This is a genomic window from Suicoccus acidiformans (assembly GCF_003546865.1).
In the GTDB taxonomy this organism is placed as follows: Bacteria; Bacillota; Bacilli; order Lactobacillales; family Aerococcaceae; genus Suicoccus; species Suicoccus acidiformans.
The window spans coordinates 1,783,576-1,796,329 of sequence record NZ_CP023434.1 but is presented as its reverse complement, the minus strand read 5'-3'; the positions used below and the strand labels follow the sequence as shown (position 1 = coordinate 1,796,329).

Below are 12,754 nucleotides of genomic sequence, written 5' to 3'. Positions count from 1 at the left end.
CAACGTTCGGTAATAATACTCATTGAGGAATAAAATTTTGGGAGAATGTATATTACATTTATACTGCTTAGAACAGTTTATCTAAGTGGGGCTTTTGTATGGCTAATCTAGCAACTTCTCGGTAAGCACAATATTTCATTGCAGAAGGGGTGTGATTACGCTGCTGGAAGTAGCTTCACACATATTTCAAATACCCGACATTTGTGAAAGTTTTGAGTTTTTACGACTTAAGATGCATGATTTGCTCTTTTATCTATTATAATATATTATGAAAGACTCTAGAAAGGAGGCAACCGATGAGAGATGATGGCCAAAGAATGACACGTTGGCAAAGATGGCAACGTGGCTTTAAGAATTTATGGACCTACTATCGGGGATGGAAATGGCTTATCTTTATTGGTATGTCACTTGCTTTAATGATGTCGACGTATTTGGTTGTTCTTGCTAAGACAACGAGTGTAGATACATTGCAAGAGGCTTTACAATCACAGACGGTTGTCTATGATGTAAACGATGCATATGCGGGTACTTACGATAGCCAGAAGGGGACGTATGTGAGTTTGGAGGAGATTTCTCCAAATATGCAACAGACTGTTGTTACCACCGAGGATAAACGGTTCTATGAACATAATGGCTTTGATACAATCGGGATTGCCCGTGCCTTTGTCAGACTTTTAATTAACCGTAACACTTCGGGTGGTGGCGGAAGTACAATCACCCAACAATTAGCTAAGAATGCTTTTCTCAGCTTAGATCAAACCTTTCAACGAAAATTTAAGGAACTCTTTCTCGCCCTTGAAATTGAAAAAGAATATACTAAGGATGAAATTCTTGAAATGTATTTAAATCATGCCTATTTCGGCAACGGGGTGTGGGGTGTTGAAGATGCGTCTCAACGCTATTTCGGTCATAGTGCCAGTAGTTTGAATTGGAATGAGAGTGCGGTCTTAACGGGTATGTTAAAAGGGCCCTCTTTGTATAATCCAATCGATGATTATGAAGCAGCCATTGAGCGCCGAGATGTGGTTACGCAACTATTAGTCGATGCTTCGGTAATTAGCCCAGAGGATGGTGCTTATATTTCAAGTATCGGCATTGATTTATATGATAATTATTATGATGAGGCGGGCAATCCTTACCCTTATTACTTTGATGCGGTCATTGATGAAGTGGTCCGCTTGGCGAAGATTCCTGAAGATGACCTAATTAGTAAAGGCTATCGTATTTATACCAATTTGAATCCTGGCTTCCAACAAGCAGTCGATGCGAGTTATCAGAATCCTTGGCTGTTCGGCGATGATGGTTCTGATCCGGAACCAGCGGTTCAGAGTGCGAGTGTGGTCATTGACCCGAATACTGGAGGAATTGCGGCCGTTTATGGTGGTCGGGGCGAGTATGTGTACCGGGGCTTTAATCGGGCGACTGATATGCGCCGTTCACCAGGTTCGACCATTAAACCGCTAGCTGTTTATACACTTGCCTTAGAAGCAGGGTATAACATTCACTCCATGGTACCTGATGAAGTAAAGTCATATGATGGTTGGGCGCCAGAAAACTATAACCATTATACTGAACCAAGTGGGGAGAATGCTTTGTACTATGCCCTGGCTCAAAGTAAGAATACATCTGCCGTGTATTTATTAAACGAATTAGGGCTAGATAAATCAGTGCAGAAGCTGAAGCAATTTGGTATTGATATTCCACGGGAAGATCGCTCGCTAACAATGGCTCTCGGTGCCTTATCTTATGGGGTGACGCCAGTTCAATTAGCCAACGCCTATGCTGCCTTTGCTAATGAAGGAATTCGTTATGAGAGTTACTTTGTTCGGCGAATCGAAGACGCATCTGGCAAGGAAGTATATTCCAATACCAAGCCAAGTAAACATATGGTTATGACACGCAATGTCGCCGCTGATATGACAAGCATGATGTTAGATACGTACGGTGGATACGGCACTGGATATGGCGCAGGGCCTGATTACGGTCAACTTGCTGGTAAGACCGGAAGTACGGAAACGGTTGAAGGCAGTCCCGATACAAGGGACCGCTGGATGGTTGGCTATACACCAGACTTTGTTGTCGTCAGTTGGGCAGGATTGGACCAGGAAGGAAGCATGAGCCTAGACGAATTGATGCCATCGGGTATGGGAACTTTCTTCAATATCCAGACTACTCAGTTGATGAATGCTTCGGCCCAGACACCATTTAACTTAACGATGGCTTCCCAAATGGACCAGACAAGCAATGAGCTTGAAGGGATTCGTTGGCAAGATGAAGTGGGTCATTTATTCGACCAAGCAAGTGAGTGGGTTGAAGTCCATGGACCGGAAATTCTTAATGATATTCAACGTTTAGCAGAGGATGCCGGCCAGCAAATTAATCAGTGGCTCCAAAGTATTCCACTTCCTTAATTACCTAGCAATATAAGTGGAAAATTTCTGTCAAATTTGATATGATACTAATGTTACAAAAAGGAGCGATAGCATGGCAGATAATACAATTTATGATACAGCTAATCAACTAGAACGTGACTTAAGAGGACATGCGGATTACCGAGCTTTACGTGAGGCCTATGATGCTATTGAAGCTGATGAAGCATCTAAGAAGCTTTTCGATACCTTCCGTGAGACAACGCAAATGCTTCAAATGAAGCAAATGAGTCAAGAAACACCGACGGATGAAGAAATCGAAGGTGTTCAAGCTTTGTCTGAAGAAGTCATGCAAGACGCGAAGATTCAACGTTTGATGGAAAGTGAACAAAGAGTGAGCCAGCTGATTAATGATATCAATCAGATTATTATGCAACCTCTTAATGAAATCTATCAAATTTCAGAAACTAATTAGTTGACCGAAGTATGTGATTACACCAACTGGAAGCCAGTCGTTTCAGCGATTTCTTTCAGTTGGTTTTTATTATGAAGAGGAGGAATGTGAGGATGAAATTTTTGCACTTGGCAGATTTGCATTTAGATAGTCCTTTTATTGGCTTAAAGCAGTCGATGCAAAACTTACAAGAAGCGTTAATTCAAGCTCCTTATCAAGCCTTTGAGCAGGCAGTGTCCAGTGCGATTGCTTATGAAGTAGATGTGGTCGTGATAGCGGGTGATATATATGACAGTCAAGCTCAAACTATTTATGCCCAGCATTTCTTTCAACAGCAACTTCAACGCCTTGATCAAGCAGAAATTCCTGTGGTGATGATTCATGGCAATCATGATTATATTCAAGCAAGCCAAAGACGCATTCAATATCCAGACAATGTCCATTTACTAGGAGCGGACAGTGAAGCAATTGAGTCGGTCGACTTGACCTTTACATCTGGTGAAACGGCTCGCTTTTATGGCTTTAGCTATCATCATCGTTGGATTGAAGTGCGTAAAATAAATGCCTTCCCCAAAGCAACAAGCGAGACAGATTATACCATTGGTCTCTTGCACGGAGAGGTTGAGGGGCCGTCTTCAGATGCAGGGCGCTATGCCCCCTTTAGCGTAGAAGAATTGAAGCAGAAAGGCTATCATTACTGGGCTTTAGGCCATATACATCAAGCACAAAGTCTCACTCAAACGCAAGATATTCAGTATGCGGGGACGCCTCAAGGACGTCACCGTAATGAGTTAGGCGAGAAGGGGGGCTACCTTGTTGACTTACGCAAGGGTCAACCCGTTCAAAGTGAATACTTAGCCTTTAGCCCGATTATTTGGCAGGAGGAGCGGATAGCTTGCCACACTCAGATGCAAGCAAGTGAATTAGCAGAGAAAGCACAGGATATTCTGGATAATTACGCTGAGCAAGCAAAGGCAAGTCGCCGCTCCTATATCCTAACCTTGCACTTGGACAATGCGGAGCGCCTAGACCAAGCGCTTAAAACGCAAATTCAAGAAGGTGAACTTCTCGAAGCCTTGGCGCCTTACCAAGAAGAAGCTCATTTCGTTGCGTTAAATAAGATATTGCTCCATGAGACGAGGGATTTCCGTTTCTTTGAATACGATGCGAAATTACAGCAAACCTTTTATGCTAGTGTTGCAAGCTTAAAAGAAGGGGAAGCTTTTGCAGAAGTTATGGATAGTATGTGGAGTCATCCAATTGTCAAGGTGCGCTTAGGTAATTTGTCTACAGATGAAGCTTTTCGAGCCAGGGTGATTCAACAGGCTCAAGACCATTTAGTAACGCAATTAGGCTTTGCGGAGAAAGAGGTGAGTGAGACAAATGAAGATACAAGCGATTGATATTTATGGCTATGGCAAATGGGTACAACAAAGATTCAATTTAGAAGAAACCTTGCAAATATTCTATGGTAGGAATGAAGCAGGTAAGTCCACCATTCAATCCTTTATCCGCAGTATTCTTTTCGGCTTTCCTGACCGGAGGAAGCGCAAGCAGCAAGTGAACCGCTATGAACCCAAGCAAGGGGATCAGTATGGGGGTAGATTATTACTGACGGATACGAAAGCTGGTAATATTTGGGTTGAGCGTACGCTCAAAGGCTTAAAAGTAACCAAAGAATCGGGTCAAGAACTTCCTCCCGAGACTTTAGATGATGTATTGAGCGGTCTTGATGAAACACTTTTCGACACGTTCTATTCTTTTAGCTTGCAGAATTTGCAAGAATTAGCAAATGTTGGTGCCGAAAATTTAAATGATTATTTCTTGAGTATCGGTACGACAGGTAGTGAAACATTCCTTAGCATTGCTAAGGAATTAGAGAAAGAGTCTAATCAAATGTACCGCAAGCAAGCTCAAACTCGTCCGATTAATCAGATGTTAGTTGAATATGATGCGCTAGCTAAGCAAGTCGATGCGACTAAGGAGAATATGACCCGCTACCGCCAGCTATTGTCTGCACAAGAGATTGAAGAGACGAATATTCAAGCGATTGAGAAAGAAATTGCGACTCTCAATACTAAACGTCAAGCCTTAGATCAGCTCAACCAGCGTTATATGCTTTACTTGAAGCAAGAAGCGGCCCGGCGTGAACTGGCGCCTTTGACGTACACGGATATTTCATCGGAGCAGATTGAATTACTCCAAGAGCAATTACGCGTTATTGAGCGGACTAACCAAGAAGTCCAACAATTAGAAGAACGGTTGGCTCATTTAGAAGAAGACTTAAAGCAACTCACCCGCTTTAATTGGGCGAAGAATCATATAGAAGACCGCAAGATTTGGTTGGATGAAACGGGCGAGATAAAAGTTGTGCAAAGTAATATTGAGCAGAAAGAACAGCAAATTCAAGAGGCGCACAACACTTTAGAGCAACTTGCCCTAAAAGGGAAATTCTATCCCGAGAAGGTACTAAGAGGCGAGGCGTACGCAGAGCAATTGGACGAAGGCTTACGTATTCAAAGTGAAATAGATACGTGCACAAGTAAAGTTAGTGAACTTCAATCAGAGCGCAATGTGTACATCGAACAACGTAAAGAACAACAGAATAATGGCGCCATTGCTAGACAACAAATTGCTAATTTGGAAAGTCAGCGGGTAAATGATGAAGAGCAATTGGTTCAGTTAACGAGTCTAAATCATTATTTAGCGCCACTATTGGCTATAGTTATTGGGGGCGCCTTGAATTTCTTTGCCAATAATGATGCGGCTGGTTCTCAGATACTGACTTATTTGGGTATCTTCTTGATTATTGCTGGTCTTGCTTCAGGTGCTTATGTTTTCTACCGGCACCGAACGTATGTCAATGCCTTTCAAGGAAATCCAGCCCAAGACAAAATTGAAAGTTTAAGGCAGCAAGAAGCGGCTTATCAAGAACAAAGTAGGGCCCTTGGCCTGGAGATTAATGAACGTTTAGCTCAGATTGAAGAACTAGACGCTCAAATAAGCCAATTGAAAGCCGAGCAAAAAGAATGGCTAGGTGCTTTAGGCTTTTACCCGGATGCCGATCCTGAAATTGTGCTTAAAACCGACCCGGTAGCCAATTATGACGATACGATGCAAAGGCTGTCTGCATATGAAGCAGATTTAGCAGCCTTGCAGGAGAAGGTGTCACAGTGGAGGTTACTCATCCAGCCTTTATTAGACCGCTTCCCAACAACGCAGGAAGAAACGCGTCCTTTAATCCGCTATATCGAGGAAACGGAAGCGAGCTTAGCCCAAAGCCAACAGAGAGGCCAGCAAATTCTAGAACGTAGCAGTCAAGTCAAAGAACGTATTACCAAACTCACAGCCGAGCAAGAAAATGCCCAGAAACTCAACCAAGAGATTCTGCAAGCAAGTCAAAGTCGAGATGTCGCTGAATTTACCGATAAGGTGGCCGTTAATCAGCGCATTGATGAATTAAAACAAGAGATTAACGTATACCAAGAGCAAATCCAAGGGCATGAAGAAGCCCTGGCGAATGTTGAAAGTAAACAAGCCCTTGAAGCCAGTCTTCAAGACGTAATCAGCCATATCCAGACCTTGCAAGAGACACTTGGGGTTCATTTAAATGAGCGCGCGAATTTAAACGTCGAAATTCATCAGCTTGAAAAAGATGGAACTTATCAGCAGTTGAGTCAACAACTTGCCATTAAAGGTGAGGAGTTAAGTGAAGCTATTGAAGCTTGGGCTGTGAAGCGAACTGCGAGTTATATGATTTATCAAACATTACGCCGAGGCATAGATGATCCCTTGCCGCAGATGAATGATATTGCTAATAAGCTTTTTGAGAGTTTGAGCTTAGGACGGTATAAGCAAATTCGTATCAATAAAAGCGGCATTAAGGTGAAACAGTTTAGTGATATCTTGTTCGAACCACATGAATTGTCTCAAGGTACGCTGGAACAGCTTTATGTTTCGCTGCGGTTAGCGTTTATTCTAAGTGCTAAAGATATGGTTAGTATGCCAATTATTATTGATGATGCCTTTGTCAATTTTGATGAGGTGCGTAAGCAAAGGATTTATGATATTCTTGAGGAAATTGCGGACAACCAGCAAATACTCTTCTTTACGCTCGATTCAGACGTTGCTGAACGATTTACCAAACATTCAATTCATTTAGAAGAGATTAAGCAAATTGAAACACCAGTGGCTGTAGATGATTAAGGAATTAAGGAGGAAAGACGTTGACACAATTATTTGATTTAGAGCATGGGGAAGAATTTGGAATGTTTGTGCTCATTAAGCAAGCCGATGTGCGGGTTGCAAGAAATGGTAATCCCTTTATTGCCTTTCGTTTCCAAGATCCGTCAGGGGCGATGGACGGAATGTATTGGTCGGCGACAGATAAGGAAGTCGCCACCTTTCAAGCTGGCAAGGTGGCTTTCTTGAGAGGAACCCGAGATACCTATCAAGGACGTCCTCAAGTTAAAATTGAAGGCCTGCGCTTAGCAGAAGAAGGGGAACCGAATGATCCAACCATGTATGTTGAACATATCGAGGTAAAGCAAGAAGATTTAGAGAAAGAATTGGAAGATGCGCTCTTCTTAATCAAAGAACCGAATATTTCCCGAGTCGTCCGCAAAATATTACACCAAGTGGGTGATGATTTCTATACCTACCCAGCGGCTAAACGCAACCACCATGCCTTGGCAGGCGGTCTAGTCCTACATACGTTAACTATGGTACGGATTGCTAAGGGGCTGTTGGAGATTTACCCGCATTTGAATGCGAGTCTCTTAATTGGTGGGATTCTTCTCCACGATGTTGGGAAGACGACTGAATTAAGTGGACCAATCTCAACAGAGTACACTCTTAAAGGGAAGATGATGGGACATATCGTTATTGTGACGGAGATGATTGATCGTGCTTGCCAGGAAATAGGCATCGATCCAGAAACAGAAGCCATTATTCTATTAAAGCATGTTGTGTTAGCGCATCATGGCAAGCAGGAATATGGTAGCCCTATTTTGCCACAAATATTAGAAGCAGAAGTCATTCATTTCATTGACGATTTGGATGCTAAAATCAACATGATTAGTGATGCTTTAGAGACCACAGAAGTGGGTTCCTTTAGTGCGCAAATTTATCCCCTAGATCGCCGTGAATATTATAAACCTACGTTTAAATAGGAGGAATTATGACAGAACATATCCACGAACATGAACATCATCATATCCATGACGAGCATTGCGGTTGTGGCCACCACCACGCTCAAGCAGAGGATTATCATGCTAATCACGGCATTGAATTAAATTTCCAAGGGGTGAGTCAAGCTGATGTTCCAACTATATGGTCAAGCTTGACGCATAGCGATTGGCTCCATGAAGGGAAGATAACAGCTTTCACTGGTGGAGCTGAGGTGCAGCATGGTGAGCAGTCCTTTATGCTAACAGATATCGATGCTCCTGATTACATAGCGTTTACTTGGTATAACGGGGTGTTTAGTATTGAACTTCAGGAACTCCCCGATGCTGAGACGTTAATCGATGCTGTCTACTGGGTCGAGCATCCAGAAGATGTGACAGAAGCTGAATTAGAAAGTCTACTTCATTCGATTTTACAGCTGGAGGCGCATGCTAGTGGCCAAACACTAACTGAAGAGGAAGCAGCCTACGTGAAACAACAGGTGCCTGAACTGATGGCCGAATTAAGTGCTTATATTGAATAGTACAATAATACCCCGCCAGTCATACAATGCTGAACAGTTTGACTGGTGGGGTATCTTTCTAGCGTAAAGTTCTGTTACTTGTGGGAACATATGAATGAAAGCTAAGCTTCCTTAGAATTACTTGTCTCAACTCTATGAACCAATACTAAACATCATTACAAGGATTTAGCCTCTTCAGTATGAGTTGTAGCTTTAGACGAGCACTACTAGTCATAACTCTTCAAGGATAATATTATGAGAAGGCATAAGGCAGATATATTCCCAAATAAATAGCCCTGCTGAATTAGCAGAGCTTTTATATCCAACTGAATGGGTTATGTATTTTGTTCGAAAAGCCTCATGAATACTCTCAAGTTTTGCTTGCTTAAAATTTAACGTTATCCTTTATGAAGAATCTAGAAAGCTGATAACATCAATGTCTTGAGTCATCATTGGAAAACTTAAAAGTCAAGTACGTCTCCGGAGGGAATCGAACCCCCATCGCAAGAACCGGAATCTTGAGTGATATCCATTACACTACGGAGACTCAACTTCTAAATCATACCAGTTTTCCATATATAAAGCAAGGCTTAATTATTTATTGCATGGTCCTATTGGATAAGATTACCATCTGTTTCAGTTAGTTGGGCTAGAATTTGACTGCTTCCGTCAGGATAGGCGCGTTCAACAATAATTAAGCCATAGGAAGGGGCAAGGTAGTAATTAATTTGGCTCCCATCGGCCTGGTCTTCTGCAAGTTGCATTACCTGTTGATATAGTTGTTGGCCAAATTGAATTTGTTCAAGATAGGCTTCAATACGAATCAATCTTTCGTTATTATAACCCGATTGGAAGGAAGAGCCCACAGTGAGCTGACTTGGCAAAATTAAGGATTCGGTTGTGCTAGAGGCTTCTTGTGAATACCTTAAATCTTCAACGATATTATAATCATGATAACACGCTAGTTCATATAGTCCCGTGTTACGAATTTGCAGAATGTAGGCTACCGCTTCGCCATTGGAGAAGGCCGAGATTTGAAAGATTCCATTAGCATCTGGAGGATACTCCATAATAATATTTTGGAAATCAAAATAAGTTCCGTCTCCCTGGTACTTATAATTAATATATTGAACAAAAGGTAAGAAATTGTTCGATGCAATAGAAAATGCGGGCTCTGGTCTTGTTTCTGTATTTTCTTCCGCGCTTTCCTGATGGTCATCCAGAGAAGTTTCTGTTTGATCTTCAACAATAGATTCTTGTGAGTAAACTTCGCTAGATTCTTCCGGGTTATTTGTATGAGATTCTTCTGCATGGGCACTCGGAATCCCCTGGAAGAGTTGGCCTAGGCACAAGAAGCAGGCTAGGCTGCGAATAAGGTATCTGTTCATGTATATTCTCCTTCCAAGCTTTGCTTACTCATTATAACATAGGAGTTTCCCATTGGGGTGAGAAGAGGAGGAAGTTATTATGAATTATTTATGAATGTTAATAAAATCTTTAACATTAACGGAATGTAGCCAAGCATTAGCTAGTATGTGCTGGCCATATGTTTTAGGATGGATACCATCCGCTGCCACCAGTGTTTCCACAGGTACTTTGTGATAAGCCTCAGTCATTGCTGCTTGTAAATCAACATAAGGTGCAGCAAACTCATGAGCCAAGTTTTGGATGCGCTGATTCATCTCTTGAACATAAGGGAGCCATGTTTGGCGTTTATCGGGGTAGGGAAGGACATAAACGCCCATTAAGACGAACTGGGTAGAAGGGCTATGATCTATGGTTTGCTGGAGAATTGAACGGTAATTCATCTCGAATTGTTCAAGTATACTTTGATTCATTGTCAACCCTTCACTAAGCCGGTGCCATATATCATTGATACCGATAGCAATAGAAATCAAATCATAAGGTTGATCTAGTGCATGGTGTTGCCAACGGTGCTTCATATCCGCTAAACGGTCTCCGCCAATACCTCGATTCGTAATCTGGATTGGTTCGCTGTAAATGTTAAACAGTTCGTGGGCAATCATTGTGACATAGCCTTGCCCTAAATCACAACCGAAATATGGACGTCTTCCAGCGTCGGTAATACTATCGCCAATAAATAATAAGTGTTTCATTTACAATTCCTCCTAGGTATTTAATGCTTCCAAAGCTTCTTGCCTTCATAAATAAACAGCCTCTCCTTTGGATATTGTTATCGTTTTGCTCATAAATATGGTATTCTAAATAAGAAAAGGATTAAAGGAGTGGACCAAGATGACAGATTGTATTTTTTGTAAAATTGTAGCAGGTGAGATTCCTTCAGCCAAAGTTTATGAAGACGATAAAGTTTATGCTTTCTTAGATACTTCCCAGGCGACCGAAGGACACACTTTGCTGGTGCCTAAGGTGCATGTTGAGAACTTAATGGAATATGATGAGTCTTTAGCAGCCGACGTTTTTAGTCGCTTACCTAAGATTAGCCGGGCAATCCTTGCTGCCAATCCAGAAGCTAAAGGGATTAATGTATTAAACAATAACGGTGAAGTAGCCTATCAGACGGTTTTCCACTCACATATTCATATTATACCACGTTACAGTAAAGAGGAAGGTTTCGCGGTAAGTTTCGCAAATAATCAGGAAAGCTATACACAAGAAGCATTCCAAGAGCGAGCTCAGCGGATTGCTGCAGAAATATAGGAGGTTAGGAAATGGCACAATTTGTCAAAGGTTTATTTTGGGGGGCAGCGATTGGGGGACTGATTGGTCTATTGAACGCGCCTCGCAAAGGCTCACAGACGCGTGAGAATTTCAAAGCCTTTATTGACCAAACGACGGATGATGTGAATGATGTCCGTTATAAAGTGGATAATTTATCTTTAGCTGTCCAGAAATTGGCGTCAGAAGGTAGTCAAAGTTTTAAAGAGGCTAGTGATGGTGTGCGGATGTCCTTAAAGCATTTCAATGAAGAGGCAGAACCACGAATTCGTCGTGTCAAAGATCAAACGGAAGTTCTAACAGAGCATTTGAAAGAGGCCCAAGCAAGCTTTCAAGAAAGTAAGGAATAATTGTGTCTTTTTTGTAAATTTGACACAGAGCCTTACCATTTGTGATATATTATATTTATAACAAACTATAGATAGGAGATAATTACTCTCATGAAGAAAACCCTACTTAAGACAACGTCAGTTGCACTGGCTTTTACTGGTGTACTGGCTACAACTGCACCGGTATACGCAAACGATAATGTGATTGCGACTGTTGGTGAAGAACAAATCACACAAGATGAATTCTATCAAGCTATGAAGAATTTATCTGGTGAAATAACGCTAAGAACGATGATTCTTGAACAAGTGTTAATGCAGAATGTAGACGACGTTGAAGCTTCTAGAAAGGCAGCCGACGATGCAGTGGCTCAACAAATAGAAGAAGCGGGTGGTGAAGAAACCTTCCAACAATTACTTGATTATCAACAGCTTGGCTCGATTGAAAAGTACACATATCAATTATTCATCAATAATATGTTCCAAGAAGTTATTGAGAAGGGGATTGATAAATCTGATGAAGCTATCCAAGACTTCTACGAAAATGGTTATGAACCAACCATGGAAGCCCAACATATTCTAACAGAGACTGAAGAAGAAGCGAATGCCGCGCTTGAGCGCGTTAAAGGCGGAGAAGAGTTTGACGCTGTGGCTAAAGAAGTTTCTAAGGATTCGACAGCGGAGAATGGTGGACTTTTAACACCTTTTGTCAGTGGTCAGATGGTCGCTGAATTTGAAGAAGCGGTTAAGGCTACTGCCAATGGTGAGATAACTCAAGAACCAGTTAAATCGCAATATGGCTATCATGTTATTAAAGTCATCAATAATGGTGAGAAGAAACCTTTAGAAGAAGTTCGTGAAGAGGTTGAACAGCAATATGTGAACTCTAAATTAGCAGATGCTCAGTTCTCATACAGTATCATCGGTGATTTAATCGAACAAACAGGTGTTGAAATTAACGATGAAGACTTGAAGGGTGCTGTCAACGATTTATTAGAAATTGCTAAGATGCCTGAATCAGTCGAAAGTCCAGCTGATACTTCTGGTGAAGATGAGTCAGCTTCGGAAGAAGCACCAGCGGAAGAAGCACCAGCGGAAGATGCTTCTGCTGAAGAAGTAGCAGAAGAGGCAGCGAAAGAATCTGCTGAATAAAATTAGAAGATGAGTCACTCTCCTCGGACTAAGCTCCAGGAGAGTTTTTATATGGCATTATGCTAGA

11 protein-coding genes and 1 tRNA gene are annotated in these 12,754 nt (G+C 41.8%); 9 read left to right on the top strand and 3 right to left on the bottom strand.

The features are described 5' to 3' along the window. The first annotated feature begins 296 nt into the window (after positions 1-296). From CL176_RS08425 to CL176_RS08400, 6 genes are all read left to right on the top strand, one after another. Complete coding sequence (locus tag CL176_RS08425; RefSeq protein ID WP_240430466.1) at positions 297-2,411, top strand: transglycosylase domain-containing protein; 2,115 nt, start codon at positions 297-299, stop codon at positions 2,409-2,411. 73 nt (positions 2,412-2,484) lie between these two features. Beyond that, entirely contained in the window at positions 2,485-2,844 is a 360-nt protein-coding gene (locus CL176_RS08420; protein ID WP_118990912.1) for a YlbF/YmcA family competence regulator, read from the top strand. A gap of 92 nt (positions 2,845-2,936) precedes the next feature. Then, entirely contained in the window at positions 2,937-4,226 is a 1,290-nt protein-coding gene (locus tag CL176_RS08415; RefSeq protein ID WP_162890904.1) for a metallophosphoesterase family protein, read from the top strand. Further along, positions 4,207-7,029, top strand: a complete 2,823-nt coding sequence (locus tag CL176_RS08410; RefSeq protein ID WP_118990910.1) for an ATP-binding protein — start codon at positions 4,207-4,209, stop codon at positions 7,027-7,029. Before CL176_RS08415 ends, CL176_RS08410 begins: the two co-directional genes overlap by 20 nt. Before the next feature lie 20 nt (positions 7,030-7,049). Continuing rightward, positions 7,050-7,994 carry a 3'-5' exoribonuclease YhaM family protein gene (locus tag CL176_RS08405; protein WP_118990909.1) on the top strand — a complete coding sequence of 315 codons (945 nt, stop codon included), beginning with the start codon at positions 7,050-7,052 and terminating at the stop codon, positions 7,992-7,994. 8 nt (positions 7,995-8,002) lie between these two features. After that, on the top strand, positions 8,003-8,533 hold the full coding sequence (locus CL176_RS08400; RefSeq protein WP_118990908.1) for a hypothetical protein: 531 nt from the start codon (positions 8,003-8,005) through the stop codon (positions 8,531-8,533). A gap of 454 nt (positions 8,534-8,987) precedes the next feature. On the opposite strand, the gene CL176_RS08395 is transcribed toward CL176_RS08400, so the two are convergent. The 3 genes from CL176_RS08395 to CL176_RS08385 all read right to left on the bottom strand — a co-directional run bounded on the left by CL176_RS08395 (position 8,988) and on the right by CL176_RS08385 (position 10,629). Continuing rightward, positions 8,988-9,059, bottom strand: a tRNA-Arg gene (locus CL176_RS08395). Between the two features lie 64 nt (positions 9,060-9,123). Next, a complete protein-coding gene (locus CL176_RS08390; RefSeq protein ID WP_118990907.1) occupies positions 9,124-9,900 on the bottom strand; it encodes a hypothetical protein in 777 nt (258 codons plus the stop codon). Between the two features lie 84 nt (positions 9,901-9,984). Continuing rightward, positions 9,985-10,629: an SGNH/GDSL hydrolase family protein gene (locus CL176_RS08385; protein ID WP_118990906.1), complete on the bottom strand. Its 645-nt coding sequence runs from the start codon at positions 10,627-10,629 to the stop codon at positions 9,985-9,987. Positions 10,630-10,768: 139 nt separating this feature from the next. On the opposite strand from CL176_RS08385, the gene CL176_RS08380 reads away from it, so the two are divergent. The 3 genes from CL176_RS08380 (at position 10,769) to CL176_RS08370 (ending at position 12,687) form a co-directional block, all read left to right on the top strand. Then, a complete protein-coding gene (locus CL176_RS08380; protein WP_118990905.1) occupies positions 10,769-11,191 on the top strand; it encodes an HIT family protein in 423 nt (140 codons plus the stop codon). Between the two features lie 11 nt (positions 11,192-11,202). Then, complete coding sequence (locus tag CL176_RS08375; RefSeq protein ID WP_118990904.1) at positions 11,203-11,559, top strand: YtxH domain-containing protein; 357 nt, start codon at positions 11,203-11,205, stop codon at positions 11,557-11,559. Positions 11,560-11,649: 90 nt separating this feature from the next. Next, entirely contained in the window at positions 11,650-12,687 is a 1,038-nt protein-coding gene (locus CL176_RS08370) for a peptidylprolyl isomerase (RefSeq protein ID WP_118990903.1), read from the top strand. Positions 12,688-12,754 lie beyond the last annotated feature (67 nt).

Bases quoted from the DNA above. Each gene is read 5' to 3' on its own strand.
- CL176_RS08425 (WP_240430466.1), top strand. From the start codon at position 297: ATGAGAGATGATGGCCAAAGAATGACACGTTGGCAAAGATGGCAACGT.
- CL176_RS08420 (WP_118990912.1), top strand. From the start codon at position 2,485: ATGGCAGATAATACAATTTATGATACAGCTAATCAACTAGAACGTGAC.
- CL176_RS08415 (WP_162890904.1), top strand. From the start codon at position 2,937: ATGAAATTTTTGCACTTGGCAGATTTGCATTTAGATAGTCCTTTTATT.
- CL176_RS08410 (WP_118990910.1), top strand. From the start codon at position 4,207: ATGAAGATACAAGCGATTGATATTTATGGCTATGGCAAATGGGTACAA.
- CL176_RS08400 (WP_118990908.1), top strand. From the start codon at position 8,003: ATGACAGAACATATCCACGAACATGAACATCATCATATCCATGACGAG.
- CL176_RS08390 (WP_118990907.1), bottom strand. From the start codon at position 9,900: ATGAACAGATACCTTATTCGCAGCCTAGCCTGCTTCTTGTGCCTAGGC.
- CL176_RS08385 (WP_118990906.1), bottom strand. From the start codon at position 10,629: ATGAAACACTTATTATTTATTGGCGATAGTATTACCGACGCTGGAAGA.
- CL176_RS08380 (WP_118990905.1), top strand. From the start codon at position 10,769: ATGACAGATTGTATTTTTTGTAAAATTGTAGCAGGTGAGATTCCTTCA.
- CL176_RS08375 (WP_118990904.1), top strand. From the start codon at position 11,203: ATGGCACAATTTGTCAAAGGTTTATTTTGGGGGGCAGCGATTGGGGGA.
- CL176_RS08370 (WP_118990903.1), top strand. From the start codon at position 11,650: ATGAAGAAAACCCTACTTAAGACAACGTCAGTTGCACTGGCTTTTACT.